This is a genomic window from Klebsiella sp. 10982 (genome assembly GCF_048589245.1).
Taxonomy (GTDB): Bacteria; Pseudomonadota; Gammaproteobacteria; order Enterobacterales; family Enterobacteriaceae; genus Klebsiella; species Klebsiella quasivariicola.
In genome coordinates this window covers 91,345-107,271 of sequence record NZ_JBMAXV010000010.1, presented here as the reverse complement: position 1 = coordinate 107,271, position 15,927 = coordinate 91,345, and the positions used below count along the sequence as shown (strand labels likewise).

The following is a 15,927-nucleotide window of genomic DNA, read 5'->3' as shown; positions in this document are numbered from 1 at the left end:
TTTATCCTATCGCGCATTCCGGCGCGCCGGAAATCACCTGGCAACCGCACTGACATTTGCAGCCATCGACCACGATGGCTTTACCATCGGAAGACCATTCCGGCGATCCCTCAATAATGGCATTAGTGCCATGTCCCGGAATCGGGCAGCTGACTTTATCCCCCACCAGCGCTACGGGCTTTCCATTTACAATCATGGTGGAAGATGCGGAAATAACAGCACCGCCGTGCGTGGTTTTATCGCCGAGTAATACAAAACCTTTGGACATTGAATTTCCTTTTATATATCAGCGATACAGTAATTATTAATTAGAATACTCAATCGCATCTATTTCAACCTAAAGAGTGAGGCAATAACATTTAATAACAGACAAAAAACGGCGACTCCTGTCAAAGGAAGAATAATAAACATAAAATAATATCTGGAATATCTGCACACCTCTCTTTACTTAATACATACTTCTTCCCCCAGGTGATATCCCCTACATTAATAATTTTTCACTTCGAACGCCAATTGCCAGACGACCTTATACTCGTGAAAGTCGCCTTAATTTCTATTGCATGCTCTATACAATAAAAAACACACTAACAACAAAATAATCAGAATTATAAGCAAATAAAACAGACATTTTCTGATTAGGTGGCAACAGTGGGTATACCTCGCTAATATGACGACTATTGCTCCCTATCATTTTGCGTTCGCCATAACCTATGGGAAATCCAAAGCGTTCGCGCATCCATCGCTGCGTCATTACTGGTTCAAGACTAAAAGGCAGCGGATTAGGAAATAACCAAGCCGTTTTATTTTCATCTTCTAACCGCAAAGTCACTTCCTCAAGATTTTTTCTGGTTATTTATAAAAGATGAAAATATTCTTTCTCGCCTCATATCCAGCCTGAAAATATCATCACTAACAGTAATCGTTGGTTTTGTTTTGTAGGGAATTAAACCTTGTTCATAAATATCCTGATAAGGTTTACCTAATTGCTTCACAAGTGTTCGATATCAATATTCATTTGCCACCAAGTCGCTTTTTATCAAGCGCAATATGAATCTCCTTTTCTCGCTCCAGTGGATAAAAAGTCACGGTTTCTGAAAATAAATCATTGTTATAGGCAAATCCGACAGAACTATTTTGATGAGGTATAGGTAAGGTATATATCTCTTCCCCCCTATAAGCAGTCATAACAATTTTTGCTTCAACGTAAACCATCGGAAATCCTAGATAAGCCCGCACCCACTGGTGAATCATAACTCGTTCCAGACCAAACGGCATAGGATTAGGAAACAGCCAGTCAGTTTTGGCTTCATCTTCAAACCTTAACATTTCTTCTTTCAGATTTTTAATGAGCACCACCTTTTCCGTTGACAATCATCGTTGATGACGATGAAATAATTTCACTACTGTACATGATTTTACCATCCATTAGAAAAAAACCTTATATGTTGAACACCACCGATTTTTTAAAATAAGATATAGCATCACACATTATTTATTAACGGCACAACGAAATACATACTGCGGACCAACACCATATTTTTCATAGTCATCGTCTTTACTAATCTTTGGCACCGGCAGATCTGATTGTCTGAACATGGTTAAAGCGTACTGTCTGTCGCCGCCAACATTCCCGCGCAGGACTTTTTTAGTACCCTGCGCAGGGCCCTGAGGATCGTTTACCGGAGAATGAGAGTAATAATCTGCTGCATACCAGTCATTGGTCCATTCAGAGCCACTGAGTCCCATATCATACAGACCTAAGGGGTTTGGCGGGAACTTCCCTAATGGATAAAAAGGAAGCCCAATACCATCAGTATAACTATCCAGTTCGTCCTGGTTCGGGAAATTTTCCCCGGGTAAAAGCTCACCATTGTTGGTAGCAAACGGAAGATACTGCCCTCTGGATCTTGCTGCATACTCCCATTGCGCCTCTGTCGGCAAATCAATTTTTTTACCGGACTCCTTACCTAACCACTGACAATAGTCTTTTGCCTGTTGCCAGGTCACATTTGCTGAATAATCATCGGATAATAAAGATGGATAATTTTTCATAAATGGACCTACCGGCAGTGCTCTTTTATTAGTAAGTTTTGAATACTCTCTATAATTCTTATTGCTAACCTTATATTTTGATAGTAAAAAATCACTTAACACAACCTTATGTAATACCTTATCATCCTGGTTTATGCTGAAAGGCAGTTTTTCACCGACTAATGGGCCAAAATCCCCCATTAAGAACTCGCCGCCCTTAACGGGAACCATGTTAGAAAGCGACTTAGCAACAAGCGCTTCAGACAAGGTTTCACGCTTGCCAATACTCTTCTGGTCGCACCCGAGCAGTAAACTGGCGGCAACAGAAGCAACTACGATTAATTTTCTCATCTTATCACCTAAGCCTTTGCATCAGGCAGTCATTGTCCCCGTCGGGTGCTGGTCGTCGATCATGGCAAAATATTCTGACATCAGGCTATCCGGGACAGGTTTAAATAGTCTCTCCGGTTTATTGGAACATTCATTCAACGTTGTTGCTCCGGTTAAAATGATATATGTCACCACCAAACGACATTATTTATTGATGACGCAACGGAAAACATACTGCGGACCAACACCATATTTTTCATAATCATCGTCTTTATTGATCTTTGGAACTGGCAAATCTGATTGTCTGAACACGGTTAAAGCGTATTGTCTGTCACCGCCAACATTCCCGCGGAGGACTTTTTCGGTCCCCTTTACGGGTCCCTGAGGATCGTTTACCGGAGAATGAGAGTAATAATCTGACGCATACCAGTCATTGGTCCATTCTGAGCCACTAAGTCCCATATCATACAGACCCAGGGGGTTTGGGGGATATTTCCCCACTGGATAAATAGGAATACCTGCTCCATCAGTATATTCACTCAGCTCATCCTGGCTGGGGATGTTTTTACCGGGCAGGAACTCACCATTATTCGTTGCAAACGGAATGTATTGCCCTCTGGATCTTGCTGCATATTCCCATTGCGCCTCTGTTGGTAAATCAAATTTTTTACCAGACTCCTTACCTAACCACTGACAATAGTCTTTTGCCTGTTGCCAGGTGATGCCAACAGAATAATCACTTTTTTGCAATGATGGGTAATCTTTTAGCAGAATATTAATGGGTGGTTTTTTTACTCCTGTTATCTGCAGATATTTATTATAATCATCATTGGTGACTTTGTATTTTGATATTGAAAAATCGCTTAATACAACCTTATGTAATACCTTGTCATCCTGGTTTATGCTGAAAGGCAGTTTTTCACCGACTAATGGGCCAAAATCCCCCATTAAAAACTCGCCGCCCTGAACGGGAACCATGTTAGAGAGCGACTTAGCAACAAGTGCTTCAGACAAGGTTTCACGCTTGTCAGTACTCTTCTGGTCGCACCCGAGCAGTAAACTGGCGGCAACAGAAGCAACTACGATTAATTTTCTCATCTTATCACCTAAGCCTTTGCATCAGGCAGTCATTGTCCCCGTCGGGTGCAGCTCATCAATCATGGCAAGATATTCTGACATCAGGAAATCCGGGATAGATTAAATATCCTATCCGGTTCAGCCGAATATTCGTTGAGCATTCTGACTCGGTTAAAATAAGAGATGGCATCACACATTATTTATTAACGACACAACGAAATACATACTGCGGACCAACACCATATTTTTCATAGTCACCATCAACTTCTTCTGGGAGTGGTGAAGCAGATTGTCTAAACATAGTCAATGCGTACTGTCTGTCGCCGCCAACATTCCCACGCAACACTTTCTCGGTCCCTTGCTCTGGTCCCTGAGGATTCTTTACCGGAGAGTTGGAGTAATAATCTGCTGCATACCAGTCATTGGTCCATTCTGAACCACTCAATCCCATATCATACAGCCCTAAGGGATTTGATGGGTATTTACCTACTGGATAAATGGGAAGCCCCATCCCGTCAGTGTATTTATTCAGTTCATCCTGGCTTGGGACATTTTTTCCTGGTGAAAACTCACCATTGTTAGTAGCAAACGGAAGATACTGACCTCTGGACCTTGCTGCAAACTCCCATTGCGCCTCTGTCGGCAAATCAATTTTTTTACCGGATTTTTTACCTAACCACTGACAATAATCTTTTGCCTGTTGCCAGATAACACCTGCAGGATAATCCCCCTTTAGCAGAGAAGGATGACGTTTTGCCAGTATATCCACAGGTGGATTTTTTTTATCTTTTACTTTCAAATAAACATTAAAATCATCGTTAGTGACTTTATATTTTGATATCGAAAAATCACTTAAAATAACCTTATGTAAAGTTTTATCATCCTGTTGTATGCTGAAAGGTAATTTTTGACCAACTAATGGACCAAAATCACCCATTAAAAACTCACCACCCTGAACGGGGACCATATTAGAGACCGATTTATCCACAAGTGCTTTAGCTGCTTTTTCACTCCCGGTGGTATTTCCCTGATCGCACCCGGTCAGTAAACCGGCAGCAACGGAAGCAACTACGATTAATTTTCTCATCTTATCACCTCAGCCATTGCATCAGGCAGTCATTGTACCCGTCGGATGCTGGTCGTCGATCATGGCAAGATATTCTGACATCAGGATATCCGGAATAGGTCTAAATGGTTCATCCGGGCCAACGGAAACCGGAAGGTTATTATGCAATAAGGTGAGCTTTTCGCCATAATTGGTATAGAAAAACAATTTTCGTTCTCCAATGACTAAAAACTTAATCACATCTTTTTCATTCAATTCTTTATTACCTTTCTTCTCCCCTGGCGACAACGTCAAATGCTGCATGACATTGTTATAATCTGCCTGACTTTGTATCCACTTCAGCGCCATAAACACCGCTTGTTTTCGCCTCTTTAGAGGACCGAGCTTCCAGCTGTTAACGGAAAAAAAATCATTATTCTGATTTCGTGGATCAAGCCAGTCCACCCAGTTCTGATCAATTAATGTGGCAATCACTGCCCCTTTTGTTTCCGGAGGGGTATATTTAAGCTGGTCGGGGTTTGACAAAATACTATTCATCAGATGAACGCGCTTATTTTCATCTTCAAGATCGGTTTCAATTCGTCGTAATATTATTCCCATATTCTTTAGCATGGCCTCACCCGCCTGTATCCCTTGTGCCGCCATAATAATAGGAATTGCACATAAAGAACGGAAGGCATCTCCTGCCATCATCTGCTCAAGCTTCTGATAATCCACATTTCTCAGCATATAAAGAAAGCTCTTCATAAAAGCCGCAAAGCTGCTGCCATCAACTTCAAAACCGACTTCCCCTTTGGCTCCCACTCCCCAACATAAAGCCGCTTTACAGTAAATACGAAAACGTCCCTGAATATAGGTGATATAAAAAACCCCACTTCCCCCTGCGCCTGCCTGCACCGTCATCCCCGCTTCCAGTTTGGCTATCGCAGCAAACTTCTTCTCTTTATTGACAATGGGTTTGTTATCTTTCTCAACACCTATAGCTACTGGCGTATCATCAGGATGCGGGTCAAACCACTCAATGGCACCACTGATATTACCTCCCGCCTGAGCACCAACAAAAATACCAATTTCACCTCCCCCCTGTGCTTCAGGTATTGTTGAGGTCTTTAAATTCACCTGCTGCTGTCCTGGTAACGGTGGGGCAGTCAGGGTTGCAGGATGGCCTTTAATGCCATAGCCCTTTCCCATTTCTCCACTCCAGTCTGCTGTCACCCCTAATTCAATTGCAGCACTGGCACCTACGCTACCTGACAATACCAGTTTCATGGCAAAACGCAGCGCTCCCATATTACAGACACCATCCGGTGTCTGTGGAGTCACTTTTTTCGCCGGAAATAAAAGGCTGACACCTAACCTGTCCGGCAGGTACAGGGCCGTTTCGGCCTTCGCCTCCCCCAGTGCAAAACTGGCATGACCTTCAATTTTTCCCTCCAGTTTTTTTTCTGACGGATTATATTCCGCTGATGCACCCGCTCCATGGCTGTAGCGCATCAGTTGAGCCTGCGCGCTGATATCAACATACTGGTGATAAACAGATTCATCGACTTTACCATCCCCCTTTGGCCAGGTCAGAGATTTGTTCATTTCCTCTGCCCAGTGACTGACAATAACATTCGTATCGTCAACAAGATCGAATTTCAATGAAACAGGTACGTTACTTAGTTGTTTTTTTAGTTCTGCTGTATCTATTTTTCCCTGACGTATGGTTTTATTAACCTGATTACCATTCGCATCCTGAGAAACAATAGTTTTGTTTTTATATTTTATGAAACTGGCTTCACCACTTTCTTTATCAACTTCGCTGAGCTTATATGTTCGCCACTGGTGTTTTATTTTATCGGAACGCACATAAGTTTTCTTGAATCCTTTCACTGTGTTATTTTTAAGCGGAATAAGTTCCATTATACCAATGGCAGTATCTTTCATTTTATCATTAAGCAATTCCCCCTCCGGAGGATTCGCTGTTAGTGACATAAGCTCTTTCCGCAAAGCCTGATTTGCTTTGTTTAAGGCTTCATAGGCTTTAGTGATTTCACTTTCAAATTTTCTTGCTGGCACTCTGCCTGCCTGAGTGATTGCTTCAAAATTAATATCATCAAGATTTTTTTGCGCCTGTTTCTGAGTTTCAAGCAAGCCAGACAGAAAATCATGCTCCTGTTCGATAATTTTAGTATCTGAAGCCTCCAGAAAAAGCAATGTTGCGCTACCTGGGTGAAAATAACATTCTGGGCCATATTTTCCTTTTACAACCGTTCCCGTCCCTTGTACCGATGTTTTACTTTTCTCTTCTCCGGTAGCCATATGCTATTCCTTCATTCTTTAAAGTAATTCTATATGCAGGGCATCAGGCAGGGCAGTATAAACTGCAACAGTTTTACCTTCCGCATCGGTCCTGCCTTCAAATACTTTACCTTCACCGGTTGTTATCCTGTACCGGGTAAAAGGTAAAATCTCCCCGGACTCTTCATCTTTTGCAGTAAAAAACTCACTGAAACCGACGGGAAGCTCAGGTTTGTTTGCATCATAATCAGCTGCGCCCATTTTCTGCACATTGGCCGATTTCAGCAGAATATTCCCAGGGCAGCCCAGCTCGATATTGCCACCACTTAGCCTGATATACGCTCCCGCACAGTTCACCACCAGTTCCTCCGCCGCCGTGATTTCCACTCGCCCTTCCACGCTGGTCACGGTGATATCCTTTTTCGCCGTCGCCTCCAGCGCATCATCCTGCGCCTGGATTTCAATCTTTCCCTTCGCCGCAAACAGCTTCATCCCCGCCTTTCGCGCCAGCAGGCTGACGGCTTCTCCCGCCGCCACCGTAAAACGTTTCAGCGCACTGATGTCCGTATTCTGCTGTGACACAATCCCCACGCTGGCGCTACCCGAAGACAACCGTACCGCCTGCGGACTGCTGATGCTCACGCCCTGCGGCGCATTCAGCACTATCCCCGGCTGCGCCAGCTCTTTCAGCGCATCGTTCAGCGTCTGCTGGTTGCCGGTATCCGATGGCAGGGCCTGAGCCGATTCCGCTGCCGACGCCAGGCTTTTCGCAATACCCAGGGCATTTTCAAGCTGCGCAATCGCCTCCTCCATTGCCAGCATCCTGTCGCCTGCCGAAGGCTGTTTATCCGCACTGATAAACACCCCCGCACCGCCCCGGATGCTCACCCATTTATCCGTACGCAGTTCCGCACCCTCGCCCCGCAACTCCCTCTGCGCATTCACGTTATGCCCCAGGTTCAGCTGCGTCTTGCCGCCGTACTCGGTGCTGAGCTTGATATGCTCCTCGCCGCGCTTATCCTCCATTCGCAGCTTATTATTGGCCGGAGTACGAATCACATTGCGGGTGCTGTTTTTCTCCGTCACAGGGTCGACATGCCGCGAGTCATGCAGCGCATGCGCAATATACGGCCGGTCGGGATCGCCTTCGTGGAAAGCAATCGCCACCTCCGTGCCCTGGATCAGCGGGAAGTGAAAGCCGTACACGTCGCCGCCGTAGGGTTTGGCGAGACGCACCGGCATGCTTTCCTGACCCTGCCCTTTCTCATCTCTGTCAGGGTCAAATTTCACCCTGTACAGGCCGGACGCATCCTGCCAGGCGTAGATATCATTCGCTTTCGCGCTGGTCACCCGCGCCGTCATGGTGCCAGTCACCTTCGGGCGCGGCAGCAGCGGCGGACGCCAGCACAATGTTTCGCTGTAGGGCACCGCCAGCAGGGACACCCGCAGCGCCTCCCGGCGGCTGGCGGTAAAACCGGTGCCGATGATTAACAGCGGATCCTGTACGGGCGCAGGCAGGGTCGACGGCAGGCTGTCGGTAACGGTCAGCACCTGGGCCGGCGCCAGCCAGGCTGCAGTACTGATCGCGGTAATAAGCGTCTGGTGAGCCAGAAAACGCTCATGGTCGAGGCGGGCATAGAAGTTGGCGGTCTCCGTCTGCGGGTCGATTTTATCGCCACGCTCCCGGTGGCGAAGCTTATAGTGGTATACCTCACCGTAAGTGATGCCTTCACCATTTCCCCGGGTCATATCCGCTGTTGCCGACTGGAGAACGCTCTGCGCATCGCGGGGGTTATAATCCCGGGTAGTGACGTTCGCCTCTACGACGTTGTGGGTGATGCTCAGACCCCATATCGATTCCGTACCGCTGTCGCTCATCCCGGACGGGCTGTTTACAGGAAGTGTTTTATCGAACATCAGCGCCCGCTGCGCGTCGGCGAAGTGAACCACTTCGCTCTGCGCCTCTTCCTGCAGGGTGAAGAAATAAAATATCCCCACCTCTGCCAGCAGGCGCTGGATAAATGCCAGGTCGCTCTCCTGATACTGATTAATTTGCTCGCGCCGTGGATAGTGTTGCTTGAGATTAAACTCATACTCCCAGTCATGCAGGTGATGTTCCTGCAATACCTGCTCCACCACCTCCGGTACCGATTTGTTGACGAAAAAACGATGGCTGCGAAACTGTTTATCCAGCAGGGAGAGAAACGGCTGGAGGGTTATCTGATAGGTCGACTGATCTTCAGAACGATTGACGCGCTGGAAGGTGGTAATCACACCATGGACGCGTTTGCAGTCCGCCAGCTGCTGCAGTGCGCCGCCGCCCATCGTCAGCATGGCGGGTTTGCTCAGGAGCTGTGCGGCATCAATATTTTTCTCTGCGCTGGTAAACGTAATAGTGTAATAATAAAGTTCACTCAGTTTTTCTGCCCCACTGAATTCTTCCACATCCAGCGATGCGGTACATGAAGGAATACCCAGCTGGTAACGGTTAAGGGTGGTGCCGGTAATTATTGAAGAGGTATCCATTATATTCCTGTTTTACTCCGCTGTAATGACTATCAAAAATCAATTCACAGGACGCCCTGTTTAATTTTGTTTAATGATAATCATCTCATTCATCATAAATATATTTATGTGCATATCGATATATCAGATACCCCACCAGGAGTTTCGTAACTAAAAGGTAACCCCAGGGATATTTATATTCACTGACTGAGAAATAAAAAAAGCAGCCAGAAACCGGAGCCTTCAACGTTTATCGCCGCCAGCATTTCTCTGCCACTGTCCTTAGCGCTATCCATAATGATCTCCTTTATCCATCCCCTTTCCCGAGCTTCATCCCCGCAGAGGCTTCGCTTAGCCGACAAGATTGACTGGCTGCAGGCACGCTACCGCCCATCGCTGTTTCCTGTTTATCAGGGACCCGTAGCGCACAAGGTCAGGCAGGCAGATTGTTGTTCAACCTCCGCGATCGGGGTCGCTGATTACTCGGTTTCGCTTTTTAATCCGTTAGTCTCTGCTCCTGAGGTATTGGCCGTGCCCGGCGTCAGACAGGCGTCCTTCTGCGGGACCAGACTGATCTCCACCCGGCGATTTTGCGCCCGCCCCTCTGGCGTCTCGTTGCTGGCGACAGGACGACTTGCGCCGTAGCCCTGCACCGCAAAACAGCTCTCCGGCACATCGCCGGTATCGCGCATCCAGTCGCGGACCGCCTCGGCACGCTTCAGGGAGAGTTGTTGATTGGATTTATCGTTGCCGATGCTGTCGGTATGGCCTGCCACCACGATCAGCCAGCCGGGTTTCGCCTTAATGCCCAGCAGCGAGTTCACCAGCAGCTTTGTCGAACCCGGTTTCAGCGCCGATTTGCCGGTATCGAACAGCGCCATGCTATCGAGGCGGATCGTCTGCGGCCCCTGCACAACCTGCTTAATGACCGGACGCGGCGGCGGGGGCGGCGCCCAGTCATTGATAGCGGCTTCAACGAAGGGGATCAGTCGCCCCCCCTGATAAAGCCCCAGCCGATAACGCAGCGGCTCTCCCCGGCGCAACCAGTCATCCAGCAGGCGGCTGTCGGCACGCAGACGCTGCTGCGCCTGCAGCTTCGGCGTCGGCGGCGTGCCGCTGAGGCGGTGGTACACCGCCAGATGATCGCCGACGCTACGCACCAGGCGCTGGTTGTTGATAAAGGAAGCCAGCATCGCCAGCGCCAGAAAGAGGAAGCCCACGCCAGCGGCAAGACCGGCATCGCGCATCCGGCGGCTGACCCCGTGGCGGTGCGGCAGTGACGACAGAAGAAGATCCGGCAGCGGGTGAGGACCTGGCGCCGCGTCGTTGCCCGGGGAGAGCGTGGTGATCGCGGCGATTTGCTGTTGCCAGAGGTTGTTCGCCACCGCCGCTACCGGTGTCAGGCAGATGCCCGCGGCACACAGGTTCAGCGGAGGAAGTTCCGCCTGCCGGGCGCGGAATGGCCGGAAAAGAGCGTTTTCGGCCAAGGTCAGAATGCTCTCCAGCCACAGCGTCTGATGCAGGCGTGAGGCAGGGCTGCCCTCCCGCTGCCACCCGGCAACCGACTGGGGCGCTTGTCCCTTCTGCTGCACCTGGAGACCAGCCCTCTCCGGCGTGATGGTAAACCAGCGGCTTTCCACGGCCTGGCCGCCTGGCGGCGTCACCCAGAACACGCTCCACACCGGCGGCAGACCGTTTAGCCAGGTTCGGCACTGAACGATACTCCGCCGCCAGTCGCGCAGCGACTGCGCCAGATGCTCCCCGGAGGGGTGGTGCTCCGGTACCACCGCCAGCAGCACGGAAACCTGCGATACCAGTGCCGGACGCGCCGCCGCCAGGTACTGCGCCAGCCCCGGCAATTGCTCCGCGCTGTCTCCCCGTAGATACCAGCCGTGACGGGTTTCGCCGTGCGCCGAACGCCCGGGAAACAGACCGTCGGTATCCCCGCAGACCAGAACCACTGCCCCCTGAAAATCCTCGGGCGGCAGGACGATTTCCGATCGCTGACGGCTGACTGCCCGGCGACGCTGACGCCAGAGCGCCGCGCCGCCCGCCAGCAGGATGCACAGACTGAAGATCACCTGGTTGCCGATGGACAGCGGCCAGAAGCCCAGCACTAGCCACAGGGCCAGGATGACGGTCAGTATCGTAAGCAGACGACGGGCGTTATCACGCATCTCTTATCCCTGCCCTGCTATCTGCGCCACCATCTGTGACAGCACGGAGGAGAAGGTCAACCACAGCGCCGCCAGCGCCACAATGCCAGCCGCCCAGCCGCACCAGTACATCCGCCGTCCGCTGCGCAGCCGGGAGGCACGAACCACCACCGGCGCCTCCTGGGTCAGGCTGAACGGCGGGACCCGCGCGCCAAGCGCTTGCGCCACGTCCTCACGCCGTTCGTCATCCTGGGCGCGGTACTGTCCGACAAACCCCAGTTGCAAAGTACGATAGAAACAAGTCAGCACTGCCGCATCCGCCGTGGGCTCTCGCAGCAGCTGGCGGATCCGTTCCCAGAGCTCTTCCCCGGCGTTGAGAGTGCTGAAAAAGCGCGCCTGCAGCGGATCCTTGCGCCACCTGCGGTAGCCATCATCCTGACTGGCGCGGTTGAGGACGCTCTCATCCAGCAGCGCGCAGTAGGCATAGAGCATCTGCTCAGCGCTGGCTTCACTGACTCCCCCCGCCGTCAGCGCCTCGCGCGCCTCGGTCACCCATCGACAGGCCTGGCGATAGAGCGCCTCGCCATCGGTCACCGGCTGGCCGCAGCGTAACTGGCTGACCATCAGCCAGCCCGGGTAAAAGGTTTTGTTGATCAGATCGCTTTCAGAGGTATTCATGAGCGCAGTACCGCAAAGAGTTCAAGTTTCACGTCGCCAAGCGATTCCGGGGTATAGAAGGTGCAGTTGCCGGCCTCCAGCATCGTGCGGGCGGCGTCGGTGGAGAGATCCAGAGCGAAATATTGGTTTTCCAGACGTAGCGGAATGGCCGCCGGCACATGGCTCAGCGGTTTGATCGCGATGCCGCTGAGGGCAATATTGACGACCTCGGCGACATCATCATGGCTACCCGCCTTACAGAGCTGCGGAAAGCGGCTCTGTAGCTGGTGAGGGGGGAGTGAAGAGCGCACCGACAGATAAAAATCCGCCCCCTCGCGCAGCCGCGCATCGTGCAGCCTGCCCCGCCAGATCTCCCGGTCGGCGCCCTGCTCCAGAGCGATGGCGATCATCCTTGAGGGCAGGCTGACTTCGAGCAGCGTATCCAGCAGGGCAAACAGCGGTGGGAATACCTGCTCTGGCGAGGCATGCCGGTAGCGGGGGATTGCTTCCAGATGATGTTCAAGGGAGAAAGTCAGCAGACTGCCGGCCAGCCTGGCCAGTTCGCGATAGAGCAGCTCCGGATGGCGCGAAGGGTCCTGATGCAGCTCGCTGAGCACCGGTTCAGCGCTGTTCAGCGCGTTGAGCAGCCAGAACAGGGAAACATCCGCCACGGCAAAATCAGCCATCCGCGCATTGCTTTCACGACGCATGGCCATCAGGCGTCTGCGTCGGGCCTGCAGGCGATGTAACAGCTCGCCCAGCTCGCTGACCAGCGTCGGGCTTGCCGCCAGCGACAGCAGCGGCGGGATGAATTCCGGGTCAACGATCCACTGCCCCTGGGCGTCGTGCACCAGACGCGCTACCGGGCAGGTGAGGAAGGCTGCATTTTCCTCGGTGGAGAGACGCAGCGTTAGCGCGTGCCGCAGAACGGCCAGCTCGCTGCGTTCATGGCCGGCCAGCTCCTGGACGGTCACCTGCTCGGCGCGCCAGCGGCGCGGGCGGGCGCTCTCCTGGCCGTCATCAAGATTGCCGCCGCTGGCGCTGAGCAGCGGCAGAGCGAGTAGAACCTCCACGCTGTCCTGCATCACGTCCGATACATCGCGGACCGGTGGCAAAATATCCGCCAGCTCGGTGTCAATCAGCGTTCCGTCGGCGAAACGCACGATCAGCCGGGTGGCGTTGAGCCGGGAAAGGGTGAGCGCGCTCGCGTCAAACTCCGCGCGCAATACCCCCCACGGGTGGGCGAGCGCCATGCGGGAGACCGTATCGGCGACGTGCGCGTCCCAGCGGGCCTGTTGCTGAAACTGCTGCGGGACCAGAAAAGCCCCGTCGCGCCATAATGGGCGGAAAATCTTCATTGCACCTCCTGTGCCTTTCACTTTCATTGGTCTGCAGACAGGACCAAATGCCCGGACGGATATCCCTCATCCGCCGTGTGTTCGGCTGGATTTATTACCTGCCGCTTCAGGGAAAGGAAATATCTCCCCTGCCCGCGAGAGTTTCGAAGTCAGATGGTATTTTTTGGTCAAGGGATGTTTATCATAAAGCGAAAGAGTCAGGGGGAGGTAACGCCTGGCCCTAAATAATATCTGAATTCAACCCAAGGTAGCTTTATTGCTCTCGGTCATCACATGTAGAAGGAATATTCCATAAGCGGCCCTTTTATTATTTTCCTGTTGAATATTAATTAGCGAATTAATCCCTCCGTCAGGAATATTTATATTTACCTTAAATATAAATAATAATAAAAATATCACCGCAATCGATATACCCTCAGTAGCAATGAGTCCAGAGTCTCCCCGGCAACTGCCAGATGCCCGGAGGAGTGCCCCGCCCCCACCCGGCCATTGCCAGGCGCTGCATTACCCCGTATTTTGGTTTCCCGCTCCGCTGTAGGCGGGTATCAGGGCGAACGAGAGAGAGTAAATGAAACCGCTATTTGTCTATGGGACGCTCTGTCCCGGTCGCAGTAATGCGCATATTCTGGAGGCGATCGGGGGCGAGTGGCGTCCCGGCTACGTCACCGGCACCTTTTACGCGCGCGGCTGGGGCGCAGCCGCCGATTTCCCGGGGATCGTCCTCGACGCTCACGGCCCACGGGTCAACGGCTATCTGTTCCTGTCCGATCGGCTGGCGGCGCACTGGCCGATGCTGGACGACTTTGAGGAAGGGTACGATCGGGTGCCGGTGGAAGTGACCACCGACGATGGACAGCATATCAGCGCCTGGATTTATCAGCTTCAGCCCCGGGGGTAATCCCCCGCCGCGCTGCGCGGCATGGTACAGCAGCCCAGCGCGATCGCGAGTCTGGCGTCGTTTCTGCCAATGCAGGTATACTTGCCAGATGTTTCCTCAGTTTCAGACACGCAGATGACAAAACTCACTTTACAAGAGCAGATGCTCAAAGCCGGCCTGGTCAGCAGCAAAAAAATGGCTAAAGTCCAGAGGACGGCGAAAAAATCCCGCGTTCAGGCCCGTGAGGCCCGGGAAGCGGTGGAAGAAAATAAAAAAGCCCAGCTGGAGCGCGATAAGCAGCTCAGCGAGCAGCAAAAGCAGGCGGTGCTGGCGAAAGAGTATAAAGCCCAGGTGAAGCAGCTGATCGAGATGAACCGCATTACGGTCGCCCGGGGCGATATCGGCTTTAACTTCACCGATAATAATCTGATCAAAAAAATCATGGTCGACAAGACCACCCAGACCCAGCTGATTAACGGCCGTCTGGCGATTGCCCGCCTGGCGGTGGATAACAAGCCCGAAGGTGAATATGCAATTATTCCGGCGGTGGTGGCCGAGAAAATCGCCCAGCGCGACGCCAGCAGCATCGTGTTGCACAGCGCCCTGAGTCAGGATGAGCAGGATGAAGACGATCCGTATGCCGACTTTAAGGTGCCCGACGATCTGATGTGGTAACCCCGGTTTTCCAGCCGCAGGCGATCAGAACGGGCTCGCCTGCTGGATATGCATCGGCTCATGGCTGATGGGGTGGACAAAGCGCAGTTCGCTGGCGTGCAGCATCAGCCGCGGAGCCTGTTCCGTGCCGGGCAGCTCCCGGCCACCGTACAAATCGCAGCCAAGGATCGGATAGCCCAGCAGCTGGCAGTGGATGCGCAGCTGATGGGTACGTCCGGTCTCCGGGATGAGCGCCACCCGGGTTAACGCCAGCGCCCTCTCGCCTTCCCGTGCCTGATACAGGCGATCAATGACCCGATAGCGCGAACGCGCCGGTTTGCCGTGCCGGGCGCACAATGACATGCGCGGGAAACGGGCCGGATCTTTGGCGATTGCCGCCTCCACGATCCCCTCGTCTTCCGCCAGGTGGCCGCACAGCAGCGCCGTATAGACCTTTGCCACCGTGCGCTGGCTGAACTGCTGACACAGCAAGGCGTTAACGTCTTTGTTGCGGGCCACCACCATCAGACCGGAGGTACCGAAGTCCAGGCGGTGCACCAGGGTGCAGCCCGGAAAGCGCTGAACCAGCCGGTGATGCACGGAGTCAAGGTTGCGCGGATCTTTGCCCGACAGGCTCAGCAGCCCGGCGGGTTTATTGATCAACAGCAGGTGTTCGTCCTGATACAAGAGGGTGATCTGTTCGCGGCACGGCGGCGCGACAAAGGTATCGATAATGGTGGACATCAGGCGGCCCGAAGAAGGAGTGGCTGGCGATAGTACCCCATTTTGCCCGCCGGCACGATACTGGCGCACAATCCGCCCTCGCGGCGGCGTCATTTATCACCCACACTTATCGTAAAGGCATGGTCTGCGCAGGCAATGTGCTTTACACTGCGCGCTGCAAAATTTGAGTTAACCAACGAGTAATACGGT

General features: G+C 52.0%; 14 protein-coding genes and 5 pseudogenes. 2 read left to right on the top strand and 17 right to left on the bottom strand.

Annotation, left to right across the window (positions count from 1 at the left end; genetic code table 11):
* Nucleotide 1 precedes the first annotated feature (1 nt).
* The 16 genes and pseudogenes from ACKLKD_RS11180 to ACKLKD_RS11105 all read right to left on the bottom strand — a co-directional run bounded on the left by ACKLKD_RS11180 (nucleotide 2) and on the right by ACKLKD_RS11105 (nucleotide 13,945).
* Nucleotides 2-268, bottom strand: a complete 267-nt coding sequence (locus ACKLKD_RS11180) for a PAAR domain-containing protein (RefSeq protein WP_002910497.1) — start codon at nucleotides 266-268, stop codon at nucleotides 2-4.
* A gap of 297 nt (nucleotides 269-565) precedes the next feature.
* Nucleotides 566-823 (bottom strand): DUF6392 family protein, encoded by a 258-nt coding sequence (locus tag ACKLKD_RS11175; RefSeq protein WP_004227463.1) that lies wholly within the window; start codon nucleotides 821-823, stop codon nucleotides 566-568.
* A 10-nt stretch (nucleotides 824-833) separates the two neighbouring features.
* A pseudogene (locus ACKLKD_RS11170) lies at nucleotides 834-1,015 on the bottom strand (DUF6392 family protein).
* Nucleotides 1,012-1,326, bottom strand: coding sequence for a DUF6392 family protein (locus tag ACKLKD_RS11165; RefSeq protein ID WP_230362607.1), 315 nt, complete (start codon nucleotides 1,324-1,326; stop codon nucleotides 1,012-1,014). The pseudogene ACKLKD_RS11170 and the gene ACKLKD_RS11165 overlap by 4 nt, the downstream one beginning before the upstream one ends.
* 162 nt (nucleotides 1,327-1,488) lie before the next feature.
* Nucleotides 1,489-2,382, bottom strand: coding sequence for a formylglycine-generating enzyme family protein (locus tag ACKLKD_RS11160; RefSeq protein ID WP_080896692.1), 894 nt, complete (start codon nucleotides 2,380-2,382; stop codon nucleotides 1,489-1,491).
* 21 nt (nucleotides 2,383-2,403) lie between these two features.
* Nucleotides 2,404-2,520 (bottom strand): hypothetical protein, encoded by a 117-nt coding sequence (locus tag ACKLKD_RS11155; RefSeq protein ID WP_165931783.1) that lies wholly within the window; start codon nucleotides 2,518-2,520, stop codon nucleotides 2,404-2,406.
* A 45-nt stretch (nucleotides 2,521-2,565) separates the two neighbouring features.
* Complete coding sequence (locus tag ACKLKD_RS11150) at nucleotides 2,566-3,459, bottom strand: formylglycine-generating enzyme family protein (RefSeq protein WP_025711977.1); 894 nt, start codon at nucleotides 3,457-3,459, stop codon at nucleotides 2,566-2,568.
* A 175-nt stretch (nucleotides 3,460-3,634) separates the two neighbouring features.
* Nucleotides 3,635-4,525, bottom strand: coding sequence for a formylglycine-generating enzyme family protein (locus tag ACKLKD_RS11145; protein ID WP_060619418.1), 891 nt, complete (start codon nucleotides 4,523-4,525; stop codon nucleotides 3,635-3,637).
* 21 nt (nucleotides 4,526-4,546) lie between these two features.
* A pseudogene (locus ACKLKD_RS11140) lies at nucleotides 4,547-4,624 on the bottom strand (hypothetical protein); the annotation flags it as partial.
* Nucleotides 4,625-4,875: 251 nt separating this feature from the next.
* Nucleotides 4,876-5,905, bottom strand: a pseudogene (locus ACKLKD_RS11135) (hypothetical protein).
* A gap of 921 nt (nucleotides 5,906-6,826) precedes the next feature.
* Nucleotides 6,827-9,313, bottom strand: a complete 2,487-nt coding sequence (locus ACKLKD_RS11130) for a DUF2345 domain-containing protein (protein ID WP_080924343.1) — start codon at nucleotides 9,311-9,313, stop codon at nucleotides 6,827-6,829.
* Nucleotides 9,314-9,463: 150 nt separating this feature from the next.
* Nucleotides 9,464-9,588 (bottom strand): annotated as a pseudogene (locus ACKLKD_RS11125) (hypothetical protein).
* A 183-nt stretch (nucleotides 9,589-9,771) separates the two neighbouring features.
* On the bottom strand, nucleotides 9,772-11,469 hold the full coding sequence (locus ACKLKD_RS11120) for an OmpA family protein (RefSeq protein ID WP_080896691.1): 1,698 nt from the start codon (nucleotides 11,467-11,469) through the stop codon (nucleotides 9,772-9,774).
* A 3-nt stretch (nucleotides 11,470-11,472) separates the two neighbouring features.
* Nucleotides 11,473-12,126: a type VI secretion system protein TssL, short form gene (gene tssL, locus ACKLKD_RS11115; RefSeq protein WP_080896690.1), complete on the bottom strand. Its 654-nt coding sequence runs from the start codon at nucleotides 12,124-12,126 to the stop codon at nucleotides 11,473-11,475.
* Nucleotides 12,123-13,463: a type VI secretion system baseplate subunit TssK gene (gene tssK, locus ACKLKD_RS11110; protein WP_080896689.1), complete on the bottom strand. Its 1,341-nt coding sequence runs from the start codon at nucleotides 13,461-13,463 to the stop codon at nucleotides 12,123-12,125. The genes tssL and tssK overlap by 4 nt, the downstream gene beginning before the upstream one ends.
* Nucleotides 13,464-13,700: 237 nt before the next feature.
* A pseudogene (locus ACKLKD_RS11105) lies at nucleotides 13,701-13,945 on the bottom strand (hypothetical protein).
* 86 nt (nucleotides 13,946-14,031) lie between these two features.
* Here ACKLKD_RS11105 and ACKLKD_RS11100 point away from each other — a divergent pair.
* Nucleotides 14,032-14,361, top strand: coding sequence for a gamma-glutamylcyclotransferase family protein (locus ACKLKD_RS11100; protein WP_025714600.1), 330 nt, complete (start codon nucleotides 14,032-14,034; stop codon nucleotides 14,359-14,361).
* A 114-nt stretch (nucleotides 14,362-14,475) separates the two neighbouring features.
* The gene (locus ACKLKD_RS11095; protein WP_012967804.1) at nucleotides 14,476-15,015 is read left to right on the top strand and encodes a DUF2058 domain-containing protein; all 540 of its coding nucleotides are present in this window, start codon (nucleotides 14,476-14,478) and stop codon (nucleotides 15,013-15,015) included.
* Between the two features lie 24 nt (nucleotides 15,016-15,039).
* Here ACKLKD_RS11095 and ACKLKD_RS11090 read toward each other — a convergent pair whose 3' ends face one another.
* A complete protein-coding gene (locus tag ACKLKD_RS11090; RefSeq protein ID WP_025714599.1) occupies nucleotides 15,040-15,738 on the bottom strand; it encodes an RluA family pseudouridine synthase in 699 nt (232 codons plus the stop codon).
* Nucleotides 15,739-15,927: the final 189 nt, after the last annotated feature.

Excerpts from the sequence above, each read along its gene's own strand:
- ACKLKD_RS11100 (WP_025714600.1), top strand. The coding sequence starts at position 14,032 with ATGAAACCGCTATTTGTCTATGGGACGCTCTGTCCCGGTCGCAGTAAT.
- ACKLKD_RS11130 (WP_080924343.1), bottom strand. The coding sequence starts at position 9,313 with ATGGATACCTCTTCAATAATTACCGGCACCACCCTTAACCGTTACCAG.
- ACKLKD_RS11165 (WP_230362607.1), bottom strand. The coding sequence starts at position 1,326 with ATGTTAAGGTTTGAAGATGAAGCCAAAACTGACTGGCTGTTTCCTAAT.
- ACKLKD_RS11095 (WP_012967804.1), top strand. The coding sequence starts at position 14,476 with ATGACAAAACTCACTTTACAAGAGCAGATGCTCAAAGCCGGCCTGGTC.
- tssL (WP_080896690.1), bottom strand. The coding sequence starts at position 12,126 with ATGAATACCTCTGAAAGCGATCTGATCAACAAAACCTTTTACCCGGGC.
- ACKLKD_RS11160 (WP_080896692.1), bottom strand. The coding sequence starts at position 2,382 with ATGAGAAAATTAATCGTAGTTGCTTCTGTTGCCGCCAGTTTACTGCTC.
- ACKLKD_RS11145 (WP_060619418.1), bottom strand. The coding sequence starts at position 4,525 with ATGAGAAAATTAATCGTAGTTGCTTCCGTTGCTGCCGGTTTACTGACC.
- ACKLKD_RS11120 (WP_080896691.1), bottom strand. The coding sequence starts at position 11,469 with ATGCGTGATAACGCCCGTCGTCTGCTTACGATACTGACCGTCATCCTG.
- ACKLKD_RS11150 (WP_025711977.1), bottom strand. The coding sequence starts at position 3,459 with ATGAGAAAATTAATCGTAGTTGCTTCTGTTGCCGCCAGTTTACTGCTC.
- ACKLKD_RS11090 (WP_025714599.1), bottom strand. The coding sequence starts at position 15,738 with ATGTCCACCATTATCGATACCTTTGTCGCGCCGCCGTGCCGCGAACAG.
- tssK (WP_080896689.1), bottom strand. The coding sequence starts at position 13,463 with ATGAAGATTTTCCGCCCATTATGGCGCGACGGGGCTTTTCTGGTCCCG.
- ACKLKD_RS11180 (WP_002910497.1), bottom strand. The coding sequence starts at position 268 with ATGTCCAAAGGTTTTGTATTACTCGGCGATAAAACCACGCACGGCGGT.